Source organism: Photobacterium lipolyticum (assembly GCF_003026475.1).
Taxonomy (GTDB): domain Bacteria; phylum Pseudomonadota; class Gammaproteobacteria; order Enterobacterales; family Vibrionaceae; genus Photobacterium; species Photobacterium lipolyticum.
Map to the genome: position 1 here is coordinate 49772 of NZ_PYMC01000003.1, position 23484 is coordinate 73255.

At 47.5% G+C, this 23484-nt stretch carries 15 protein-coding genes; 13 read left to right on the forward strand and 2 right to left on the reverse strand.

What is annotated here, in order from left to right; translation table 11 throughout:
• The first annotated feature begins 5 nt into the window (after positions 1 to 5).
• The 12 genes from cobU (at position 6) to C9I89_RS05540 (ending at position 18072) form a co-directional block, all read left to right on the forward strand.
• Positions 6 to 575: a bifunctional adenosylcobinamide kinase/adenosylcobinamide-phosphate guanylyltransferase gene (gene cobU / locus C9I89_RS05485; protein ID WP_107282356.1), complete on the forward strand. Its 570-nt coding sequence runs from the start codon at positions 6 to 8 to the stop codon at positions 573 to 575.
• Positions 562 to 1590, forward strand: coding sequence for a nicotinate-nucleotide--dimethylbenzimidazole phosphoribosyltransferase family protein (locus C9I89_RS05490; protein WP_107282357.1), 1029 nt, complete (start codon positions 562 to 564; stop codon positions 1588 to 1590). The genes cobU and C9I89_RS05490 overlap by 14 nt, the downstream gene beginning before the upstream one ends.
• Positions 1591 to 1615: 25 nt before the next feature.
• A complete protein-coding gene (locus C9I89_RS05495; protein WP_107282358.1) occupies positions 1616 to 3082 on the forward strand; it encodes a cobyric acid synthase in 1467 nt (488 codons plus the stop codon).
• Between the two features lie 12 nt (positions 3083 to 3094).
• Complete coding sequence (locus C9I89_RS05500) at positions 3095 to 4429, forward strand: cobyrinic acid a,c-diamide synthase CobB (RefSeq protein ID WP_107282359.1); 1335 nt, start codon at positions 3095 to 3097, stop codon at positions 4427 to 4429.
• Positions 4426 to 4977 (forward strand): histidine phosphatase family protein, encoded by a 552-nt coding sequence (locus tag C9I89_RS05505; RefSeq protein WP_107282360.1) that lies wholly within the window; start codon positions 4426 to 4428, stop codon positions 4975 to 4977. Before C9I89_RS05500 ends, C9I89_RS05505 begins: the two co-directional genes overlap by 4 nt.
• Before the next feature lie 43 nt (positions 4978 to 5020).
• Positions 5021 to 5638: a histidine phosphatase family protein gene (locus tag C9I89_RS05510; RefSeq protein ID WP_107282361.1), complete on the forward strand. Its 618-nt coding sequence runs from the start codon at positions 5021 to 5023 to the stop codon at positions 5636 to 5638.
• Positions 5639 to 5870: 232 nt separating this feature from the next.
• Positions 5871 to 7760: a methyl-accepting chemotaxis protein gene (locus C9I89_RS05515; RefSeq protein ID WP_107282362.1), complete on the forward strand. Its 1890-nt coding sequence runs from the start codon at positions 5871 to 5873 to the stop codon at positions 7758 to 7760.
• Between the two features lie 253 nt (positions 7761 to 8013).
• Positions 8014 to 10338, forward strand: a complete 2325-nt coding sequence (locus tag C9I89_RS05520) for an ATP-dependent helicase (protein ID WP_107282363.1) — start codon at positions 8014 to 8016, stop codon at positions 10336 to 10338.
• Positions 10339 to 10427: 89 nt separating this feature from the next.
• Entirely contained in the window at positions 10428 to 13550 is a 3123-nt protein-coding gene (locus tag C9I89_RS05525; RefSeq protein WP_107282364.1) for a DEAD/DEAH box helicase, read from the forward strand.
• A 4-nt stretch (positions 13551 to 13554) separates the two neighbouring features.
• Entirely contained in the window at positions 13555 to 14394 is an 840-nt protein-coding gene (locus C9I89_RS05530; RefSeq protein ID WP_107282365.1) for an SWIM zinc finger family protein, read from the forward strand.
• Between the two features lie 90 nt (positions 14395 to 14484).
• Positions 14485 to 15090: a lytic transglycosylase domain-containing protein gene (locus tag C9I89_RS05535; protein ID WP_107282366.1), complete on the forward strand. Its 606-nt coding sequence runs from the start codon at positions 14485 to 14487 to the stop codon at positions 15088 to 15090.
• A gap of 318 nt (positions 15091 to 15408) precedes the next feature.
• Complete coding sequence (locus C9I89_RS05540) at positions 15409 to 18072, forward strand: EAL domain-containing protein (protein WP_107282367.1); 2664 nt, start codon at positions 15409 to 15411, stop codon at positions 18070 to 18072.
• Here C9I89_RS05540 and C9I89_RS05545 read toward each other — a convergent pair.
• Complete coding sequence (locus tag C9I89_RS05545) at positions 17982 to 18842, reverse strand: metal-dependent hydrolase (protein WP_107282368.1); 861 nt, start codon at positions 18840 to 18842, stop codon at positions 17982 to 17984. The two genes, C9I89_RS05540 and C9I89_RS05545, sit on opposite strands and share 91 nt — an antisense overlap.
• Before the next feature lie 629 nt (positions 18843 to 19471).
• Between C9I89_RS05545 and C9I89_RS22420 the strand changes: the two genes are divergently transcribed.
• Positions 19472 to 19609, forward strand: a complete 138-nt coding sequence (locus C9I89_RS22420; RefSeq protein ID WP_170107627.1) for a hypothetical protein — start codon at positions 19472 to 19474, stop codon at positions 19607 to 19609.
• A 383-nt stretch (positions 19610 to 19992) separates the two neighbouring features.
• On the opposite strand, the gene C9I89_RS05550 is transcribed toward C9I89_RS22420, so the two are convergent.
• Positions 19993 to 23148: a C25 family cysteine peptidase gene (locus C9I89_RS05550; RefSeq protein WP_245905412.1), complete on the reverse strand. Its 3156-nt coding sequence runs from the start codon at positions 23146 to 23148 to the stop codon at positions 19993 to 19995.
• Between the last annotated feature and the right edge of the window lie 336 nt (positions 23149 to 23484).

Sequence of the window (23484 nt, forward strand, 5' to 3'; positions counted from 1 at the left end):
ATGAGATGAACAAGCGAATGGGTCAGGTTGAATTTATTCTCGGTGGGGCACGTTCTGGCAAAAGCAGCTATGCGGAACGCCGGGCTAAAGAGTCTGGGCTGACGGTGAAATATATTGCGACCGCCACAGTGCATGACGACGAAATGGCGCAGCGTGTCATCCATCATCAGCAACAACGACCGGCACATTGGCAGGTTATTGAAGAGCCGCTGGCATTGGCTGAAGCAATACGTTATCACAGTACTCCCGACAGCTGTTTGCTGGTTGATTGCCTGACGTTATGGCTAACCAACTGTTTGTTTGGTGAGCACGATCTCATGTGGTCTGATGCCAAAGCACAACTGTTAGAAGCATTAGATCAGGCTCAGGGCCAAGTCATCTTAGTTTCAAACGAGGTGGGGCAGGGTATTGTCCCGATGGGTGAAATGTCACGTCGCTTTGTTGATGAGGCCGGGTGGTTACATCAGGCGATTGCGAAGCAGGCAGATCGGGTGGTCTTTGTGATTGCGGGCTTGCCCCAAGTATTGAAAGACGCTGCCAATGAACTGAAAGGCGCAGCCAATGAATTGGATTAACTTCATTATTTTTAATGCGGCCGCGCCATTGCCCGAACTGCATCAGATCAGTGATGCTGGCGTGGGTGAAAACCTGATGCAACTAACGCCAACGCGAGATGCCGAACTGATTGCGTGCGGGCGTGCAAATACCACGTTAGGCGGGCAGTTGTCAGCGTCGCCGGTAGTGGGCTCGCAATCTGTTACTCCGGCGATTCTGGTCCATGGCGTGTTACGTGCGCTGCAGGCGCAAGGCTGCAAAATCCGCCTGCACTGTTACCAGCTGGGGCTTGAGCAGTTGCCTGATTTTAGCGGTAGCGTGCTTGATGAAATTGTCTGTCACCGTTGTGATATTGGTGAAGAAGCGAGCTTGATCCACCAGCAGCTTCTTCCTGAATTGGCTCGTCAGGCGAAAGCCGGAGAAGGACATGTCATTGCGGAATGCGGCGTGGGAGGCACGACGTTTGCGACCTTGTGGTTAAGACGGTGGCTGGATCAATCAATAACCCTGGCCGGGAGTACAAAAGATCCCGAGAAGCTGGCAATTAAAGAGAAAATCCTCGCGCAGTTGGGGCAAGAATTTGCCCATTTCCCGTGTGATGTTCATCAGTTTCTGCAAAACCATCAAGCATCTGATCCCGTCCAGCGTGCGCTTTCTGCCTTATTGATGACACCTTGCAGCGACAACACGACGCTGGAATTGAAACTCGCTGGCGGAATGATGTTTGTCGCGCCTTTGCTGGCGATTGGCGCCGATGCTATTAAGCACAGGTTAAAGATCTCGATGACGCGTTGGGTGCTCGAGGGCAATGATGCGCAGGCCGTGCTGTCGAAATTACCTTCGGCTTATACGGTAACACCATCAACGACTGATTTTGGTCGCTCATCTTATCGTGCCCTGCATTTATACGAGCAGGGGTATGTCGTTGAGGGCTGCGGATTAGGGGGATGTTTGGTACTGGCTGAGCAATGCGGGTTATCACAACAGCAAATCATGGACAGCTTAGATGCGGCGGTAAAGCCGTGGCTGGAATAAGTCACCACTTTTTGGAATTCTATTTATGCAATTAACGACTCAAGCTTTGATGGTTCAGGGAACAACCTCCGATGCCGGAAAAACAGTTCTCGTCGCGGGTTTATGTCGCGTGTTGGCAAGGCGCGGTATTGTCGTTGCCCCTTTTAAGCCGCAAAACATGGCGCTCAATAGCGCAGTCACTATCGACGGTGGCGAAATCGGACGTGCGCAAGCGGTACAAGCATTTGCGTGTGGCATTGAACCGACGACCGATATGAATCCGATATTACTCAAGCCCAATACTGATATCGGCGCTCAGGTAATTGTTCAGGGTAAAGCACGGCAAGACATGGATGCCGTGGCCTATCACAACTATAAGCCTGTTGTGATGGGCGATGTCATGGACTCTTTTGCCCGTTTACAGCAACAGTATCAGACAGTTGTTATTGAAGGGGCCGGAAGTCCCGCTGAAATTAACTTGCGCGAACATGATATCGCCAACATGGGTTTTGCCGAGCGTGCGGATGTCCCGGTGATCATTGTTGCAGATATCGACCGGGGTGGTGTTTTCGCCCATTTATACGGCACTCTGGCGCTGCTTTCAGAATCTGAACAGGCACGCGTGGTAGGCTTCGTTATTAACCGTTTCCGCGGTGATATCAGTTTACTTGAGTCGGGTTTAACCTGGCTGGAAGAGAAGACAGGAAAGCCGGTATTAGGCGTGTTGCCTTATCTGCATGGCCTGATGTTAGAAGCCGAGGATGCGATTAATATCAATCAGCATAAAGGTGACGGCGAATTGTTAAAAGTGGTGGTTCCCGTACTGCCTCGGATCAGCAACCATACCGACTTTGATCCTTTGCGCATGCACCCGAACGTAGACCTTGTTTTTGTACCGAAAGGCCAACCGTTACCCCCTGCCGACCTGATTATTTTACCGGGATCGAAAAGTGTTCGTAGCGATTTGGCCTTTTTACGTGAGCAAGGCTGGCAGCAACAAATTGCCCGTCATTTGCGCCTCGGGGGCAAGGTCATGGGAATTTGTGGCGGCTATCAAATGCTCGGACGTACGGTGGCGGATCCTGCCGGTATCGAAGGCGAGCCGGGTGTCAGTGAAGGGCTGGGTTATTTAGCCATTGATACCGAGCTTAAAGCCCATAAACATTTGCGTCAGGTTAAAGGGACGTTGCAACTGCCTGAACAACAACCGGTAGCTATTACGGGCTATGAAATTCATGCGGGTGTGACCGGGGGAGTCGCGAGTGATGCGCCAGTGCAATTAGACGCAGGTCCTGATGGCGCACTGGATATGGATAATCAGGTCTTCGGTAGCTATGTTCACGGTATTTTTGAATCGGAACAGGCTTGTCAGGCCATTTTGCAATGGGTTGGTTTACACAATGCGCAAGGCGTTGATTTTGCAGCACTGCGTGAAGAAGGCATTGATCGCGTGGCCGATGCGATTGAAACGTCATTGGATTTGAAAAAATTATGGCCAGAGTTTGAGCGATAGGTGGAAATAACAATGAGTAACTCAACCGTTCAATGCCCGGCATTAGTTGTTACTGCACCGTCATCAGGCAGCGGTAAAACTACCGTAGTCGCGGCCCTGGCACGTCACTTTCATTTACAGGGAAAGAAGGTCCGGGTCTTTAAAACCGGGCCGGATTTTATCGATCCGCGTTTTCTAGAGTTTGCATCACAGCAACCGGTTTACCAGCTCGACTTTTGGATGTGCGGCGAAAAGCATTGCAAAGCGCTAATTGCAGAGGCTGCGAAAGAAGCCGATCTGATCCTCATCGAAGGCGTAATGGGCATGTTCGATGGTCACTGCTCAAGTGCTGATATCGCGGCCCGGCTCGGCATTCCGGTATTGGCCGTGATTGATGCGGGGGCTATGGCACAGACATTCGGCGCACTGGCCTATGGTCTTGCCAATTATCGTGACGATATCGAGATGTTTGGTGTGGTTGCCAATCGTGTAGGCTCAGTCCATCACGCCCAAATGCTACAAGAAAGCCTGCCGGAAAATTTAGCATTCTGTGGCTGGCTGCCGAAAGAGAGTGGGATCACCTTACCGGAACGTCATTTAGGGTTGGTGCAGGCGGATGAGCTGGAAGATCTTGATCAGCGATTAGATCGGGCGGCAGAGCTGATTGGTGAATTTGGTAAAGTTACGTTACCGCCGCCGATGGCGTTTGATGATGTCAGTGCTGATAAGGTTACGTCTCATTTAGCGGGTAAAACCATCGCCATCGCCCGGGACCGGGCATTTAGCTTTATCTACCGGGCGAATATTGACCTGCTACAAGCGATGGGCGCTGACGTGCAATTCTTCTCTCCGATCTCGGGCGATTGTTTGCCTGATTGCGATGCGCTGTACCTGCCCGGCGGTTATCCTGAATTATCGACTGGTGCACTGGCGGAAAATCAGACGCTAATCGCGCAGATTAAACAGCATGTCGAGCAAGGGAAACCGTGTCTGGCGGAATGTGGCGGGATGCTCTATCTTAACCGCTCACTGACGATGTTAGATGGCACAACAGCCATACTTAGCGACGTGTTAGATGCCGATTCAGCCATGCAGCCGAAACTGGCCGCCCTTGGGATGGTCGAGGCGGCTTTTAGTTACAATAACGACACCTGCAATAACAGCCACACATTACGCGGACATACTTTCCATTATTCAACCACTCAATCCAATGAGCAGGTCCTAACCCAACCTGTCTCGCAGCGCGGCCGTAAAACCGATCCGGTATGGTTCAAAAATAACCTGATTGCCTCGTATATCCATTGGTATTTCCCGTCAAACCCCAAATTGGTTGCCGATATTTTTTCAGGCAAAGTGTCAGAGCAATGAAACTTATCTTGTTACGTCATGGTCAGACGCAATGGAATATGGCCCGCAAACTTCAAGGCTGGCGCGATAGCCAGTTAACCCCTCAAGCTAAGCGCCGGCTTTCAGCACTGCCGGATGCCAAGCTTCAAAACGCGGTTATCTACAGCAGTGATTTGGGTCGCGCACAGGCAACTGCACGTATTGCCGCGAATATTTCCGGCAGCCATATCGTGACTGATAGGCGGTTACGTGAACGTTGTTTCGGTATTTTAGAAGGAAAAGAGATTGTTGATCACGAGGCTGGCGGGGTGTATTGGCAAGCCTATCATCGGCGATATGACACCCCGATGGCGGATGTTCCGGGGGTTGAATCGGAGCTACTGTTTGAACAGCGCATCATGAGCTGGCTTGATGAGGTGGGTGATAAATATAAAGGACGTACCGTGCTGGTGGTCAGTCATGGCGAATGGTTGCGGGCACTGCGTAATATTGTCTCCGGAACCCCTTCGTGGCATCAGGGGGCGGGGATCACGTCTAATGGTGAGCCTGCCGTAATATCGTTAACATAACAATGATATTATCCTCTTATTTTAACGATCTACAGGCGCAGTTATGACGACCACCACGATAGAGTTATTACGGCATGGCCAGCCAACAGACAGCGACTGCATGCGAGGAAGAACTGATGTCTCCCTCAGCCAGACTGGCTGGGAGCAGATGCAGCACGCTCTGGATCGCCAGCAAGAGTGTACTGCGGGTATTGATTGCATTATTACCTCGCCACTTGTTCGTTGCTCAGCCTTTGCCAAGCACTTCGGGCAACAGGCAGATAAGCCGGTAAACGTTATCGAGCAGTGGCAGGAAATTGATTTTGGTGACTGGGATGGCATTCCCTACGCGCAGTTATGGCAGCAAGAGAAAGAGCGCTTAAGTCAGTATTGGGCTGATCCCTGGTCCCATACCCCGCCCAATGGTGAGACGCTGGTTGATTTCGATAGCAGGGTTCACAATGCCTTTCAGCAACTGCTCCGTGATCACGCCGGGAAACACCTGTTAGTGGTTACTCATGCTGGTGTTATGAGACAACTTATTCAGCAACTGCTCAAGCTACCGAAGGACGATACCCATTTAAGCCGTATCGAGCTTCCTTACGCATCGCGGATTAAGATAACGGTTTATACAGATAAAAATCAGCAGCAATGGCCACGTTTACATCTGGCTGTTTTTTGAACGCCTAACTGTTATGTCAATGTTCATTTTCGATTTGAGAGGCTCTTGCCTCTCTGCTACTGGCTCCTTTTCCTACCTATATTTTGCAAATCCGGCACTATATTACTGAACAAATTTCAACTTGTTGCACTTCAATTATTGTATTTATGGCATTTTATGGATACTTTCTAGCTATAACATATAAAAATCATACACTTAAATATAAAAGTAGTTGCACATCAAGGTGGTATCGATGAGTCTTACATTAAAAACAAAACTGGTGTTAGCCAGTGTGGTCGCTATTACCGTGACCGCAGTGTCTTTTGGCATTGTTTCATATTCTGAAATGAAGCAGGAAGCGTGGCGTGCTATTGAAAGTGAAAGTACGAATACAGCGCAGGCCCATGCGATGGGAATTGGTGACTGGATACTAGGGAAAAGACATGCGATAGAGGGCCTTAAAGAAGCAATTGAAAATGATCAGTCACTCGATATTGTTTCGCACCTTAAACAAACCTATAAGTCAGGCGGATTTGGTTTAAGTTACTATGGGAACGCAAAGGGAGAAATGTTCCGTCAGGATCCGTCGCTCAATACTGCGGGATATGATCCGAGAACCCGAGGTTGGTATAAACAAGCATTCGCAGCAGACAACTTTATTACCACCAAGCCCTATGTGAGCCATACGATGAACGCGCTGGTGGTGACTATGGCGGATCCTGTACGTAACAATGGTAAGGTGATCGGGGTTGCCGCATCTAACTTAGCATTAGATAAGCTTACTCAGGACGTCATCTCAATGCCTGTTTTGGGTGAAGGTTATGCCATGTTACTCGATAACAGCGGGATCATTGTTGCACACCCAAATAAAGACTTAGTCTTAAAAGATACCGCGGAAATAGGCCAGGGTTTTGCACTGGAGAATTTACGCCGGGAAATGAGTTCCGACAGCTTCTTTAAAACAACAATTGACGGTCAGGAAATGGCCGTGAAGATCGAACGTATTCCTAACACAACGTGGCTTCTTGCGTTTGTTATGGATATCGACGTGCTTGAAGCGCCTTTGAGAAATATGGTCTTACAGCAGATGCTGTTTGGTCTGATGATTCTTCTTGCGATGGGGGGCGGTACAGCGTGGTTTGTGAATCGCCAGCTGGCTGAATTAGCCAAAGTCAGTGATGCGCTTTCTGATATCGCCCATGGTGACGGTGATCTGACCGTGAGTATCAGCACCCGCAGTGATGACGAGGTCGGAAAACTGGCTTCTAATTTCAATGTTTTTGTTGCGCGTTTACATCAGATGGTCACACGATTAAGCGAAATAACGGTACAGTTGAATGATCAGGCAAAAGTAACCTCTCAAGCGGCAGCTGCGCGACATGAGAATATCCGCCTGCAGCAGGATGAAATCACGATGGTTGCAACGGCTGTTACTGAAATGGCCAGTGCAACCCAGGAAATTGCCGGAAACGCCGAAAACACCGCAAAAACCAGCACTCAGGCGGTGACGCTGAGCAGCGACGGTTACGATCAGGTAAACAAGAGTCAGAGCTCTATTGGAGAGCTGGAAAAAGAAGTCACCAATGCGGTGGGAATCATCGAAGAATTGAACGGCCACGCGCAGCAAATCAGTACGATTTTGGCAACTATTCGCTCGATTGCTGAACAAACGAATTTACTGGCGCTTAATGCCGCTATTGAAGCGGCTCGAGCCGGCGAGCAGGGACGGGGTTTTGCGGTGGTAGCGGATGAGGTACGCGTGCTGTCACAACGTACGCACTCGTCAACAGAAGAAATTCAGCAAATGATTGAGACGCTACAATCGACAACCCAACGTGCGGTATCAGTTATGTCAGATAGCCATCAACTTGCTGCAACCAGTGTGGATGATGTGGACGAAGCGGGATCGAGCTTAGAGCGAATTTCGCATGCGATCAGTGAAATTAGTGATATGGCCACCCAAATCGCTTCAGCAGCAGAAGAGCAGTCTTCGGTGACATCTGAAATTAGCCGCAATACCGAAGGCGTAAAAAATGTTGCCGATAATTTAGCCGAAGAGTCTTTGGAAGCTGCTAAGCAGGCAGAAGAGCTTAACGTGCTGGCTTCAGAGCTTGGGCAAGAGGTCGGCCGATTTAAGCTCTAAACCTGAAAAACATAAACCAGAAGAAAAAGCCCGGCCTCAGTTTGCCGGGCTTAATATATTCCAAATTACTGCGTAAGAAATTCCATTGAAGCCAGCTTCACTGCCTTGGCTTTAATCGCTTTTGATTCAATAATTAGTTAACTTGCCATTTTCATAGCAACAATGAGTTCCAGCGGTTGTGTTTTTAGGGAATATCAGGCTCAACTATGGCAGAATCCTCTTTATTCGATAGGATTTGAGACCCGGTTATACCATGGCAAGTTTTACCCTTGAACAACAAGCATTTATTCATCATCAAGCCGGGAATGCTTTATGTGTGGCGGGAGCCGGAACGGGGAAAACGACCACGCTGGTGGGTCTTATCAAGCATAAACTGGCAAGCATACCAGCGAGTGCAATGCTGGTTCTGATGTTTAACCGGGACATTCGCACTGACTTTCAACAAAAGCTGCAAACTTCCGGGGTAAGCGACGCCGTTCCTGTCCATACTTTCCACAGTTTTTGTCTAAAGCTGCTTAATCAGACCGGATACTTAAGAGAAACGGGCTACCAGCTCGATTTTCAGGAAGGTGACCGGGATAAAGCATTGGCCAAATCCGTGCTTCGAACTCTGGCGGGGCACGAGAAAGCGTATCAACGCCAGCAGATGATTAAAGATCCTAAGTCAATTGAACTGCTGATGAGTTTTATTGGCTTAGTCAAAGCGCATATGGTGCCGCCGAAAGACGTATTTGAATTATCCGATATCAATCGTGAGTACCGATTTATTATTGATGCGTATTGGCAGTTTGAGACGTTACGCAAAGAACATAAAATACTTTTCTTTGATGACTGGCTTGTCGAATCAGTCAATGTGCTCAAAAATTCAGAGGCAATACGAAACTACTACCATCAACAATTCCAATTGATTGTGGTTGATGAATTTCAGGATATTAATACAGCGCAGTATCAATTATTAAAGCAGCTGCTAGGGCCGAAAGCTCAGCTGATTGCGGTTGGCGACATCGACCAGTGTATTTACAAATGGCGTGGAAGTGCACCGCAATTCATGCTCAATTTCGAAACGGATTTTTCGCCGGCGTGTACTTACCCACTGTCGAGAACATTCCGCTTTGGTCATAGCCTTGCGCTATCTGCAAGCCATCTTATTGCCAATAACAAACAGCGATTTCATGATTTTTTGACCGTCTCGCACGATAAAGTTGCCGATACGCAAGTTGAAGTGGCAGGAAGTGCGCGTCAGGTCGGGGAAATCATTGAATCTGTTCAGGCATATATTACCAGCGGTGGTGATGCCTCCGAGGTTGCGATTCTGGTCAGGCGCTGGTCTCAGACCTTACTGTTTGAACTGGCTTTTTTAAGCAAACAGATTGCCTATCAGATGCCGGTTCCCTCTGTGTTAGCCAATAGCCGTGAAGTGAAATTACTGATCGATCTGATGTCTGTTGCAACCGGTCGCTATGATGAGTTGAGCCATCAGCAGAAATCAACGCTGCTGTTTAACCTGTTATGCTTTCCGCACTGTTATGTACCGAATAAACAACTGCGTCCGATCTGTGATGAGCTGGCCGTTATACCAGCAAGGCAGTGGGATACGTTTGTTAAAAACCACGAGACTGCGGGCCGTGACAGTAAGTTTGATAACTTGACCGACAGGCTTGATCTCATCGTGCGATTAGCGCGAAAAGGAGCATTCAAAGCCTTAGATGTTTATCGCCAGTATCGAAAAGAAAGCCAGCTTGATAATTGGATCTGGAAAACAGAAGCGACAGCCTCAGAAATTGAGGAAGCAATTGAGCGATTAGACAGTATTGAGACGGTGCTGGACTCGATGGATCAAAACTGTGAAAAAGCCTTGCAGTATTTTGAGTATTATTCACAACAATCAGCCTCAATGAATAAAAATCCTCAAGGCATTCAGCTAACAACAATTTTCCGTGCCAAAGGCTGTGAATACAATCAGGTTTATCTGCCCTATTGGGATAAAGATGCTTTCCCTTACGTGAATAAGTCGGCGGTCAGTATTTCTGCTGATACGGAAGAAGAACGCAGGCTGGCTTACGTCGGGCTTACCCGGGCTAAAAACATCGCAAAAATCTATTACAGCACGACCAATAGCGGTGCAAAAAAAAGTACCAGCAACAAAGCACAGCAAATGAAAAATGCGAGTTCTTTTGTACCGGAAGCCAAAGTCGACTTAGCCAGTGAACTGGGCCCTCAGTTATATCAAACGGGCAAATTGCCACATCATAAATCCCCCATTGTTTACGAATACTATAAGCGCCTGGGTCGGTTGGCTGACGTTTTAGATCCTGAGCCTGTAAAACATACCGCCCGACAAGAAGCCTTACAACCATTAAGTGAAAGTGATTCTTACAGCTATGCCTGGGCGCTGGAACAACCTATCCCGAAAAATGCTGAAAAAGTAATTCGAGCATTGGTAAAAACGAAAACGGCAAAATATCTCGATTCAGAAATAGCGCGCGTTCTTCGTGAATTAAAATCAGCCCAGGCAACCAAGGAAAAAGTACTAGTGAACCGATTGATTGTTGTTGCGAGGGCTAGGGCGAGACGGTGAACAAACTAACCATAACTGCAGTAGTCACCATTAGCTCAGTTGACGCATAATGGGATTAACAATAAGCAACTGATCAAAACATATTAGAAATGAAGATAATACATGGTTTTTGGAGCCCCTCTGCGGACGAGGACTTCATTCAGACAGGTCAATTCTGCATCTGGGTCGAGACGGAACATGAAACTTGTCAGAGCGGCGGTGATATCCATCCGCGCCACTTACAAGGCACAGCGTTAAATGAATTTCTGCAGACTGAGTTGAAATTTACTCAGGCCCCGAAATCATCGTTATCTGATTCGCATAGCCATCCGTTTATTCATCCATTTATTGATCAAAGCATTCTGCTGCCGTCAGGCTCCAGCGATCAGCGCGATGTGACGCCATTGGCCTCGCCAGAACTGAGAAGTGGTCTGGTTGACAATGATACGGCTCAAGAATGTTTTTTAAAGGCTTGGCGGGTAGAGTGCCTACCACTGGATCTGCCCTTGCAGGCAATTAATCAAATCCATTTCCTGAGTTGTTATCAAGCTTCTGACGTGCGTCTTGGCAGCGATTTTCTATTCTGGTACTACTTTAGCCAGTCTATCAAGCAAGTGATCTATAAAGATCAATATATTCCGGGTCTGTTGCAGAGTAAGGCTGTAGAGGGGGCTAACAGTAAGATTTATCGGAATTGGCAGATTGTTTCTGCTGGCTATGAAGCTTTATTAGAACATGCGATCAAACAGATGCCCCTTGTTTGTTCGCAAGGATTTGAGCCACAGAGCCTGCTGCGGCACTTTGCCGAGGTGACAATCAACGATGTGTTAGATTGCGCCAATGTCAAAACACCGCAAAGTACGCAGAAAAAGTTTGCCAATACGGTATTAGAAGGTTTCTTTATGCCGAACCATTTGTTGGGCTCAGGAAACGTTTTGCAGGATGAGTTTGAAAAGTGGTATGCCTGGCAGCAAGAGGTGAGAGAGTTAACTAAAAATGACGGTATCCAGCTCTGTTTTCGGCTCCAAGAAGCAGAGACGGAAGAGTCCGGTAATTGGTCGATCCATTTTATCGCAGCGTCCCGTCAGAACCCTTCTTTCAAACAGGATTTATCCGCTTATTGGGCCTTGTCAGCGAAAGAAAAAAGCGATCTTGAAGCTGTGATGGGGGACGATTTTGAACATCAGTTGCTATTAAGTCTGGGGGCTGCTGCGCGCATTTACCCGAAATTATGGCAGGGCATGGCGACGCGCCAACCTGAGGGCGTGCAACTGACGTTGGATGAAGCGTTCGAGTTCTTAAAAGAGAGTGCGTGGGTCTTGGAAGATGCCGGCTTTAAAGTCATGGTGCCTGCCTGGTGGACGCCGAAAGGTCGTCAGAGAGCCAAAATCCGACTCCGAACTGGCAAGGGTAAAAGTTCTTCTTCATATTCTACAACAAGCAGCAAAGGCTTGTTGTCGTTAGACAATCTGGTTGATTACCGTTATGAGCTTGCCATTGGCGATCAGCCGCTGACACCGAATGAGTGGGATCAGCTATTGGCTGCGCAAACTCCGTTGATTCAGTTTCGTGGTCAGTGGATGGAGTTAGAGCCAGAGAAAATGCAGCATATGCTGGAGTTCTGGCAGCAACACGGCAGTGACAGCTCACAGGTATCAATGCCTGAATTGCTGAAAAAGCTGGCGGAAGAAGATGAGATCTTCGAGCTCGATCCAAGCGATAGCCTTGCTGCCATGCTGGATAAACTGGTTAATGATGCGGAACTGGAACCGATAGACAACCCGGAACGGCTCAATGCCGAACTGCGTGATTATCAGAAGCGCGGCGTGTCATGGTTGCGTTATCTTGAGCAACTGGGGCTTAACGGCTGTTTAGCTGATGACATGGGCTTGGGTAAAACGATCCAGGTGATCGCGAATCTTGTTCTCGCAGGAAACGAAAAATCAGGGCCAACGCTGCTGATTGCACCGACATCGGTTATGGGTAACTGGCAAAAAGAGGTCGAAAAATTTGCCCCGCACCTGAAAACAGCCATTCACCATGGCACCAAGCGGATAAAAGATGCCGATGAATTCGAAGATATGTGCTTCGAGCAAGATATGGTTATCACCTCCTATAGTCTGGTGCGCAAAGATATTAAGCTGCTAGAGATGGTTGACTGGCACCGTATCGTACTGGATGAAGCACAGAATATTAAGAACCCGAAATCCGCACAAACCAAGGCGATTTTTAAGCTGAATGCGAACTCTCGTCTGGCTTTAACCGGTACCCCGGTTGAAAATCGGTTGATGGATCTCTGGTCGATATTTAATTTCTTAAATCCCGGTTATCTCGGCACCCAAGCGCAGTTTCGTAAAGCCTATGAATTACCCATTCAGCAGGCTAACAATGCGACCCAGTCACTGTTGCTAAAAAAATTGATCGAGCCGTTCATTTTACGCCGCATGAAGACCGACAAAAACATCATCAAAGATCTGCCTGATAAAATAGAAAACAAGCAGTACTGCAACCTTAGCAAAGAGCAGGCTGCACTTTATGAAGTGGTCGTGAATGATGTGGCGGAACAGCTTGAAGAAAAAGAAGGCATTGAACGCCAGGGCTTAATGCTGTCTACGCTTATGAAGCTTAAACAAATCTGTAATCATCCGATGCAGTTCTTACAAGATGGCAGTGAATTTTCGCCCGAGCGCTCTCATAAGCTGGAACGCATTGGCGAGATGATTGAAGAGGCACAATCGGAAGGTGACAGTGTGCTTATCTTTACCCAATTCACTGAGATTGGCGAACAGCTGGTCCGCTATCTTGAGCGCGAAAAGCGCGTTAACTGTTATTACCTCCATGGTGGTGTTTCACGTAAAAAACGTGAAACCATGATCAGTGAATTCCAGGATCCGACAACTGAGCCGTCGGTATTTGTTCTGTCACTCAAAGCCGGTGGTGTCGGTATCACCTTAACCCGGGCCAATCACGTTTTCCACTTTGATCGCTGGTGGAACCCTGCGGTTGAAGATCAGGCGACTGACCGAGCCTTCCGTATTGGTCAGAAAAAGAATGTCTTTGTCCATAAGTTCATCACCATGGGCACGCTTGAAGAGCGTATCGATGAGATGATTGAAGATAAAAAACAGATAGCAGACAGCATTGTCGGCAACGATGAAAGCTGGTTAGCCAAACTGGACAATGAAGCCTTTAAGTCGCTTATTGCGCTAAACAAACAGTCGATAATGGAGTAGGGCAATGAGCACTAAAAGTAAAACCTGGTGGGGCCAGAAATTTATCGATGCGTTGGAAGGCTTTACCGACAGCGGTCGCTTATCCCGAGGCCGGGCATATCGGACCGATAAGCGTGTCAAGCAATGGGACATCAGCGGCAGCAAAGTCACCGCGAAGATTTTGGGTAACGCGAATCCTTATTTCGGTGTCGATGTAGCGCCCACTTACACCACGCACGTAGCGCTGACGCCTATTTCGCAAAAGGAGTGGGATAAGGTGATGGTGGCGATCGGTGATAACGCCGCCTCTATTTGCAAGCTGATGATGAGCGAGATGCCAGATGACATCGAACTGTTATTTAAAGCCGCGAAACTGAACCTGCTCCCTGTCAGTTATAAAGACTTTACAGTGTCGTGCTCTTGCCCCGATTATTCAGTGCCTTGTAAGCATATCGCCGGGGTCTGTTATCGGTTGGGCGAACAACTCGATAACGATCCGTTTTTACTGTTTGAGTTACGTGGTCTGTCACGTGAAAAGTTGCACCAAGCATTATCCTTATCACCATTGGGAAAGGTACTGCTCCAATCCGTTCTTGCGAAAGAGCAAGCTGCGCCACAAAGCAGCAGCTATTTTACTCGCCCTAAACAGGCCGATGTGCCAGAGCAGGTCGATGTCAGAAGCTTCTGGCATGGGAAAGAACCCGTACCGTCAGAGATCGAACCTGTCAGTGAAACCATCATCCCGGCACTCACTATCAAAAAAGGCGGCGATTATCCCTCGTTCTGGAACCGCGATAATTCGTATATAGAAGCAATGGAAGAGTTATACCTGCGTTTGCGAAAGAACAGCCATAAATTTTTATGATTTATACCCTTGCCCGGGAGAATGCTATACACTCTGCGGCGGATACAACGCAATGTAACAGCTCCCCACGGCATAAAGGTAAAACAAACAATGAGGAAGCATGCATACCTACTCCTCTTGCTACTTTCTAACGCATCGAAGGCTACATCAGAGAACGACATTGTGTTGAATCTTATTGCCAGCGATCAGCCGAAGTCTTCACATTCATTGGTCGCTGATGTTCCTTCGGGCTGGGGAGCAGGCTTGTTTGCTGACGTGGAAACGAAAAAAAAACCACGGTTTTATGATTTGGTTTCGCGTTACACCAGACAGTACAACGTACCGGCTGCTCTAATTTTTGGGATCATCAAGGCGGAATCAAATTTTAATCCGAATGCAGTGAGTCACAAGGGGGCGAAAGGGTTGATGCAGTTGATGGATAGTAATTCCCGTCATTGGCAGATCAATCCATTCCTACCTGAGCAGAACATCAAAGTAGGGACAGCAATGATGGCCCGGTTACTCAAAATGTATCAGGGCAATATCGATATGGCACTTGCGGCCTATAACGCAGGTGAGGGCACGGTAAGAAAGTACCGTGGCATCCCCCCTTACAAAGAAACCCAGCAGTACATCAAACGGGTTAAACACAACATGAAGCAGTACGATGCACTGACCCCTTCAGTAGGTGCGTTTCCATCGTTGTTCCAGCGGTGAATGTTATATACGCACTCCCATTCAATCACATATTGTGTAAACCATTCTCTAAATAGAATCGTTAATCACACAAATGGCTGTATTGACTACACGGCAGTCAATTCTCGCTGAACTTTGCATTTTGAAAACAGGCTATTCCCAGTTTTAACCGTCACAGGTATTGGTGTTATGCCAAGGCGGCACATACTCTAAGAAGAAATGTGAAACAGTACAACAAAGAGTTATATCAACGCTTGCTTTGCGTTGTTATTATGCAGTTTACGTATATGGAAATATAAATGCATAACAGCAGCAAATGAACAAGAGACAACAATATACATGAACAATGCTGGTTTTCTCGCACTGACGCACAATGCCGCATTATTACTGGCAATGTTTTTTATCTATGACATGGCAACCAGCCGCAGTCGTGCCGCATTCGATCCACTCTGGACTGTACTCACGGGTATTGCTCTGGGGGTGATTGGTATTATCATCATGCTTACACCATGGCAGTATGCGCCAGGTATTGTCTTTGATACCCGCTCGGTGCTGCTTGGGATCTCCGGACTTTTTTTTGGCGCAGTTCCTACTTTAATTGCTATGGTGATGACCGCAATACTACGCCTTTTCCAGGGGGGCGATGCAGCAATCACCGGGGTTACGGTGATCACCGCTTCAGGCTTATTGGGCATCGCCTGGCACTATTATCGTCAGCGTCCGTTGTCAGAGTTATCGGCCCGTGAAATTTACCTGTTCGGCATCGTTATCCATGGGGTAATGCTGGCGCTGATGTTTACTTTGCCCTGGGACGTTGCGCTCAAGGTATTGTCTAACATTACCCTTCCGGTATTACTGATTTACCCTTTGATAACAGTTGCTCTGGGGATGCTGTTTGCCCGACGCCTCCAGCGTGACCAGACTGCTGCCGCTTTACAGGAAAGTGAGTTCCTGTTCCGTTCTCAATTCGATTTGGGCAACATCGGGATTGCCATCACCCATCCAGAGAAAAGCTGGTTGCGGGTAAACCCGCGACTTTGTGAAATGCTCGGCTATAGCGAGGAAGAGCTGCTTCGGCGGACCTGGCCTGAGCTAAGTCACCCCGACGATCTGCAGCTTGATTTGGAGCAGTTTGATTGTATGCTGAGGGGCGAAAGCGACGGTTATTCATTAGACAAACGTTTTATCCGTAAGGATGGAGATATCGTTTATGTCCATATGACGATTACTTGCTACCGGGTCGACGGGAAAGTCCAGTTTGTGATTGCCGGTATGTTAGATACCTCCGATCGAAAACATGCGGAAGAATCGATGCAATTGGCCTCCATGGTTTATCAAAACAGCAGCGAGGCAATGGTCGTCACTGACAGCTACGGGGATATTATCACCACCAACCCCGCGTTTACGGAAATGACGGGTTACTCGCTTGATGAAATCAAAGGAAAGAACCCCAAAATTCTGGCATCTAACCAGCAGGATAAAGGGGTTTATCAAGGCATGTATTATGCCTTAAATACGACAGGCCACTGGCAGGGGGAGATTAAAAGCCGCCATAAGAATGGTGAAACTTATATTGCCTTGCTGACAATAAACTCCATTTACAGTCCCGATGGGACGATCCATCGTCGGGTTGCACTGTTGTCCGATATTACAGACAAGAAAAAATCTGAAGAAATTATCTGGACCCAAGCTAACTTTGATTTCTTAACCGGGCTGCCCAATCGTCGTATGTTTCTTGAACGGCTGGATCTGGAAAAGAAGAAGGCACACCGTACCACCTTACCTATGGCTTTGCTGTTTCTTGATCTTGACCACTTTAAGAAAGTGAACGATACCCTTGGCCATAATATGGGTGATCAGCTGCTCAAAGATGCCGCGCAGCGCCTGCGCAACTGTGTACGAGAAACCGATATGGTATCGCGGCTTGGGGGGGATGAGTTTACCGTGATCCTCAGTGAACTGAAGAATCCACAGGGTGTTGAGCGTGTGGCACAAAATATTCTGCACGAATTCTCTGCGCCTTTCTCGCTAGGTGTTGAAACCGTCTATATTACCCCCAGCATTGGTATTACCCTCTATCCCGAAGACGGGGAGGAAGCTGAAACTCTGCTGAAAAATGCCGATCAAGCGATGTATTCGGCCAAGGAGCAAGGGCGTAACCGTTATCACTATTTTACTGCATCAATGCAGGAAGAAGCACAACACCGGCGGCAACTTGCAAACGATTTACGTCAAGCACTTAAAAATGACCAGTTACAGCTTCACTATCAACCAATCGTTGATCTGGCGACAGGTCACATCAGCAAAGCCGAGGCATTAATTCGCTGGCAGCACCCCGATCTCGGCTTGGTAAGTCCTGCTGACTTTATCCCAGTTGCCGAAGAAACGGGCATAATTGTCGAGATCGGTGACTGGGTATTCCGCCAGGCTGCACATCAGACCGCTCGCTGGCGTGCATCGCACCATCGTGACTTTCAGATCAGTATCAATAAGTCCCCGGTGCAGTTCCGTGACGGGGCAAGCGATATCTCCTGCTGGCTGAAACATCTGCAAGCACTCGGTCTGCCCGGACAGGCTGTTATTGTCGAGATCACTGAAGGTCTGCTGCTCGATGCCAGTAAAACTGTAACGGACAAGCTGCTTGCGTTTCGTGATGCCGGTATTCAGGTCTCACTTGATGATTTTGGTACCGGTTATTCGTCTCTGTCCTATATCAAAAAGTTTCACATCGACAATATCAAGATTGATCAATCGTTTGTGTGTAATCTTAAAGCGAATTCGGATGATATGGCACTGTGTGAGGCGATCATCGTTATGGCACACACTCTTGGCATGAAAGTGGTGGCCGAAGGGATCGAAACCGAGGAGCAGCGAGTCTTACTGACTGCCGCCGGGTGTGATTATGGACAGGGTTACCTATTTTCCAAACCGCTTCCGGAAAACGAATTCAGCCGCCTATTACCGATTGCTATACCCAAACCAAAAGGTGTCTGCTGTGAGTAGCCAGCATCAAACGGTATGTGATAATCCTTTAAAATATCGCCAGTTGAGTTAAGAAAATCACGCAGGCAATACAAGACGGTTTTTAAATCCAGCCACGCCGGACGGAACTGAAACTGTTGCCAATCTGCGAGTAAGCTCAGTGTTGAGTCATAGGATGGGGCCGATACGCACAGCGCGATAATAGCCGCGATTTGAGCCAGACTTATCACCGGGTTTCGACGTGAAATAATTTTCAGCGCAGTGCCAAACGATGACTTGATCTTCCTGTTTGCCAGATCGACACTACAGATTTCATCTAAAACAAGATGCAATACGCCACCTGCGGTTACAAAGAGACCAGATAGCCAGCTGGTGTTCTCGCTATACCCCATCAAACTGGCTAAGCAAACAATACACATCCCCAGCAATACAACAAACGCCAACGAATGACAGCAACCACGATGTATGGTGACTTTTTCAAACACTGATTTGGCACTGAAGCGGATAAAAGCATAGAGTGACACCGCATACAGGATCAATTCCAGCATAGTGACACGCGGGTAAATATGGCACACCATCACAAAGCTGCAGATCCCCGCCAATAGTCCGAATAACGTTATCATTGATGTTGAGTTGTCTGAGTCAATATCGGGTAGCAGCCCCCCAATCGAGCCTAGGAAAGCGAGCCATAAGGCGGTGATCGGCTGGATATTGCCTGCTGACAACAATGTCGTCGCCGCAAGACCACTGGCGATAGCCGCACAGTTCAAATGGGTGCTGAAATTAGCCACTTATTGCAGTTCACTGTGAAGTGTAAAGAAAACACCAGCATGGGGCATTACGGTAGTTATGGTTTTCATCGGCACCTCACTAATCTGCTGTCTGTATATCCAGTATTATGGCGCAAATCATGGTGACATCAATGAAAACGGATGAAATGGCGAGTGAAAGTGATAAACGGCCGCTTTTTAAAGCGTTACGGCCGGAATATCGTAAATTTATTATATAAAAACGCCGCCTCATATCTGTGAGGCGTCGCTTCGTTGTCGAGGGGGGATGTTTTGTTATTAAAATAAATGCTGCGATAAGACGTTAGATACCAACGAGAAAGGAGGGAATACGCATCTATATCAAACTAAGCGATAATTCTGCCTAATTTTATCTCATTCGAAGTACGTAAAAATAGCCATGACAGTCAATACGAGCCGAACTCTTATTCACCCAAACAAGATTAGTCTGGATGAAAGCAACAGCACTCTGTGGAAATTGTGTGACACCTTCTGTGGTTCAGTGGAGGCTGTAGCGTGTTGATTTTTAACTGTACCAAATCCGCTGCTAGATCGGCCCGAGCCCGAACAACCTGCAGATAACGTTGTATCGATGGAAGAGTATCGGCAGAAGAGGCAGCAACGGTAGGTTCATGGAAAAATCAGGACGCACGCGTCCTGTTGTTGTTTTACGTTATCTGATGCGCTCATTAGAGCTTAATGCAACGTTATCGAACCCCAATATTCAACATATGATTCGCTTGATGGATCAAAAGCAAACGGCTAGCTAAAAGACAAAATTGATCAGCTCAATCATGCTTTCAACCAACTTCAATACGGCTCCGAAATTAAAAGTGAGATTTGGCGAAAGTTTGGTGGTGGTAATAAAGCGTCAAGAGAGAAGTCAATTTACCAATACGCTAGCAAACTAAATCAAGAAGTGGGGATGCTGGAAGATGAAATCTCGGAGTGGACAATAGTGAGAAAAATGCAAGTTGCTCTGCGTGAGCGAATGAATCAGAATTCGTTGTTCGAGTTTTTCCATGATGCGTTTATAGAATTCTAACAAAGAGCAGTTACGCGTCGAGCTGGACGGTGTGCCCAACTCGACCATAACCCGACAGTCAGTGTCCCGAAGGTTGCTAACTGTCAGACCAGGTTCCAATTTTATACCTTATTTAACATGGATAGTATTGGTCGATGAAGATTGCATGCCTTCATTATCCGTCACTGTTAATTTGAATGTTAGCGTTGTCTCGAATGCCGGTGCTGCAGCATAGGCGTAGTGGCCATCTGAATGGTCAATCCGTACTGCTGGGCCTTCGATCTGAGTCCATTTATAACTTACGATGGAACCATCAGAGTCGCTTGATTTCCTGCCGTCTAGCGCGATCCATTGATTAAACGCAGCTGTTTGTTCAGAACCTGCATGCGCCACTGGGGCCTGGTTAGACGGAACTTCAGGATCTTTCACAATCACGCTCTGTACAGCCGAACTACTCTTACCTTCATTATCGGTGACTGTTAATTGGAATTTTAACGTTGCATCGAATGCAGGTGTTGCAGCATAGGCGTAGCTGTTATCCGAATAATCAATTCTTACACTCGGGCCTTCGATCTGAGTCCACTTATAGCTCACGATGGAACCATCAGGATCCATTGATTGTCTGCCGTTTAGAGTGATCCATTGATTAAATGAGGCCGTTTGATCTGAACCTGCTTGTGCGACAGGTGCGAGATTAGCTTTGCTCGCAGGTGCTTTTACAACCACGGTGTGCGAGGCTGAATGACTTAAACCAGATCCGTCAGTTACCGTTAGTTTGAACACCAGAGTTTCATCACGGGTGTTATTTTCTGCTGTTTGGACCCAGGCTCTGCTCGAGTATGCTCGATTGATAGCAACGTTTTGTCCTGAAGTCTGTGTCCATTGATAACGAAGTCTTCCTTTAGACGCGACAGATTGGCGTCCGTCTAAGAAAAACCAGTCGCCAGCTTCAACGGTTTGACCTGATTGAACATTGGCTTTAGGGCCATTACCTTCAACGGTAATCTGGCCTTCATAGGCCGCTGCATTGTGCTCAGTGACCGTTAGGGTCATTGCTTCATTGGTTTTTAGTTCAAAATGTGCAAGTCCGTTTTGATCCGTGGTGGCCACATGGGATTCACCCGATACGGTAACCAGTGCAACGCGTGCATCTTTTAACAGTTCGCCGCCGCTGCGAACGGTGACATCAAATGATGCAACGCTTTCGTGGGTAAAGCGTGTTGGGTGAGTCACCGTCAGTTCTTGCGGGCGTTGGGTTCGTAATTCCAGTTCAGGATCGCCAAACCAGCTGAAGAAACGAGCTGTTGAAAGTGCCAGGCCTTGGGCCCCAAAGTGGTTGAACAGGCGGTGCTTGGCACGGTTCATTGCCATTGCCGGACGCCATGAAACAGGGTAAATATTGCTGGACCAATTGCCGTCGTAATCGTCCCAGAAGCTATCCATAACGGCGGCGTGCATAAGATCGTTGTAACCGGAATAGCTGACACGTACAGCACCGGTAAAGCCTACTGCGCCACCGTTAGGATTACGCATCCAAGATTCTGCAAATGAATCTTTACCGTCAAACCAGCCGGTCGCACAGTTAAGGCTAAACACGACTGGCGACATGTTACCGTTGACCAGTTCGTTGACTTCCGAAGCGGTATATTGCGGATCTGCCCAGCCAGAGCCATCGGCATAACCATGATCTCGGTGCATAACTAGCCCGACGCCTTGGTTAATCGCTGCAGCGATTTGAACCTTGTCACCATTCCCCTGATTTTTCCACTCTTGGGGAACCGTCAACGGCGGTGTTATCCTTGCGCTGCCGTAGTCCCATCCACCATATTGAAGTTCTTTCGTTAGATCGGCGTCCCACTGCAGTGCTGTGTGGATTTGATAGCCTTTGTTAAACAGGTCGCCGGGACTGCCGAAGAAGTTATAATCTGGCCCGAGGAAGTCGGCCACCCGGTGAAGATCTTCCATAAACATTCGATCGGCTTTTCTATTATTATTGCTGTCCTGATACTGACCCGCCAGTAGGGCGTGGCTGTAACGATCTGAATCAAATGGTGTTTTTTCATAATTTAATGTTCGATTGACCATGTTAGTGATCTGATCTTCGGTATCACCAGGTAAGCGGCCGATCACCAGATCTGGGTATTTATCGGAGCCATCAACCAGGGTGTACTCGAAATCGGTGTGCCACTTATGATCCGTGCCATGATAACCATGACCGACGATTTCCCAGGCCGGAACATCTTCATGATCACCGACAAAAAGAACATAGGAGGTCATTGTTCCTTTTTTATACGCATTGGCTATGTATTCTTTGATCTGAGCCTGAGTGCTGCCGGTTTCAGTAATAGGTGCAACATAAACGTTATAGCCCTTTTTACGTTTCCATGCCGCAAGTGGCTCAATGGCGTCTTTGAATCGGTCAGCGGTAATGATCAAGTAATCCGCAGCCTGAGACGGAGTAATTGTCGAATTAGTCTCTGGCTGGGCAGGGGTAAAAACCTCTTCTGACTCTTTCGTCGTTTCAGAACGAATGTCGATGATGGAATCTGTCGGTGCATCAAAATCTAGCGTGTCTTTGCGCTTGGCTTTTCGCTGACTGTTTTCTGGCAGAACATAGTTCACATGAAAACGTACTTTTTGCGCAAAACGAACGGTTTTTTCAATCGGATTAAATTCAATTGGTCGATATGAAATTACCGCATAGCTTTTGCCTCGCACACGGATTGTTTCTACCACGGTAACCAGTGGGCTTTTACTATCAGTTAAGAGGCCGTAAGCAGCCTCATCTTTAACGAATGGCATGTGTTGGTCAGGTCGTTCACCATCCATTGTGACAACGTCAGGGAAGGGCAATTGAACCGGATCGACGGTGATATCGCTAAATGTTTCAGACCACTCAACCTCATCAATTGCAATATCCAGTTGTGCACCTTCAGGAATGCGAACCATTTGTCGGTAACCTGTCAGATTGGGTTTACCTGGTTCTGCCGGGCTGCCGCCGTCTGGTAGCATAATACGGTTATAGATATTCCCATCAGCCATTTTTATCTTGCCCATGGTCAACGATGAAAGTTTAGCTTCAAAGACTGCGCTATTACTACTTCTGGTCGTCATCGAGAAATATTTATCGCCCTGTGTTGGCGTAGCGGAAGAAACGGCATCAATCATTTGATCAAAACGGATGACTTGCTTGTCAAAAACCGTTGCGTCTGTGTGCTCGACGGCCCAAACGGGTTGTGCCAGCAGAGCAAGAGCACAGGCTGAGCCCTTAAACATTTTTCTCATTATTATCTCCTGTTAGTTCTGATATGTGTTTGTTGTAAAACTTGTGATAAGTAAATTCCGCTTAAATTAGCGATATTGACTAAAAATGAAGACATGCTTGATAGCGCATGTTCTGATTTATGTATCGATAAATTAGCTACTTCACTTTCTGATGTTCAAGGTTGGCTATGCTGCACATCTGAGTTGTGATTTTTAGACTGCGGTTAAAAAGTTGATAGAGAAGAACAGTATTAATCAAAGTGGTTAACAGTTTGTTGTATATTAATAAATATCGATTTATGTCTGATTGCTTTGTTCGGTGGTTGGCATGTCCTCCGTTATGTGTGAATTCATTGG

Coding starts and splice junctions, on each gene's coding strand:
- C9I89_RS05535 (WP_107282366.1), top strand. CDS start 14,485: ATGAGGAAGCATGCATACCTACTCCTCTTGCTACTTTCTAACGCATCG.
- C9I89_RS05490 (WP_107282357.1), top strand. CDS start 562: ATGAATTGGATTAACTTCATTATTTTTAATGCGGCCGCGCCATTGCCC.
- C9I89_RS05525 (WP_107282364.1), top strand. CDS start 10,428: ATGAAGATAATACATGGTTTTTGGAGCCCCTCTGCGGACGAGGACTTC.
- C9I89_RS22420 (WP_170107627.1), top strand. CDS start 19,472: ATGGAAAAATCAGGACGCACGCGTCCTGTTGTTGTTTTACGTTATCTG.
- C9I89_RS05500 (WP_107282359.1), top strand. CDS start 3,095: ATGAGTAACTCAACCGTTCAATGCCCGGCATTAGTTGTTACTGCACCG.
- C9I89_RS05505 (WP_107282360.1), top strand. CDS start 4,426: ATGAAACTTATCTTGTTACGTCATGGTCAGACGCAATGGAATATGGCC.
- C9I89_RS05550 (WP_245905412.1), bottom strand. CDS start 23,148: ATGAGAAAAATGTTTAAGGGCTCAGCCTGTGCTCTTGCTCTGCTGGCA.
- cobU (WP_107282356.1), top strand. CDS start 6: ATGAACAAGCGAATGGGTCAGGTTGAATTTATTCTCGGTGGGGCACGT.
- C9I89_RS05520 (WP_107282363.1), top strand. CDS start 8,014: ATGGCAAGTTTTACCCTTGAACAACAAGCATTTATTCATCATCAAGCC.
- C9I89_RS05540 (WP_107282367.1), top strand. CDS start 15,409: ATGAACAATGCTGGTTTTCTCGCACTGACGCACAATGCCGCATTATTA.
- C9I89_RS05495 (WP_107282358.1), top strand. CDS start 1,616: ATGCAATTAACGACTCAAGCTTTGATGGTTCAGGGAACAACCTCCGAT.
- C9I89_RS05515 (WP_107282362.1), top strand. CDS start 5,871: ATGAGTCTTACATTAAAAACAAAACTGGTGTTAGCCAGTGTGGTCGCT.
- C9I89_RS05530 (WP_107282365.1), top strand. CDS start 13,555: ATGAGCACTAAAAGTAAAACCTGGTGGGGCCAGAAATTTATCGATGCG.
- C9I89_RS05510 (WP_107282361.1), top strand. CDS start 5,021: ATGACGACCACCACGATAGAGTTATTACGGCATGGCCAGCCAACAGAC.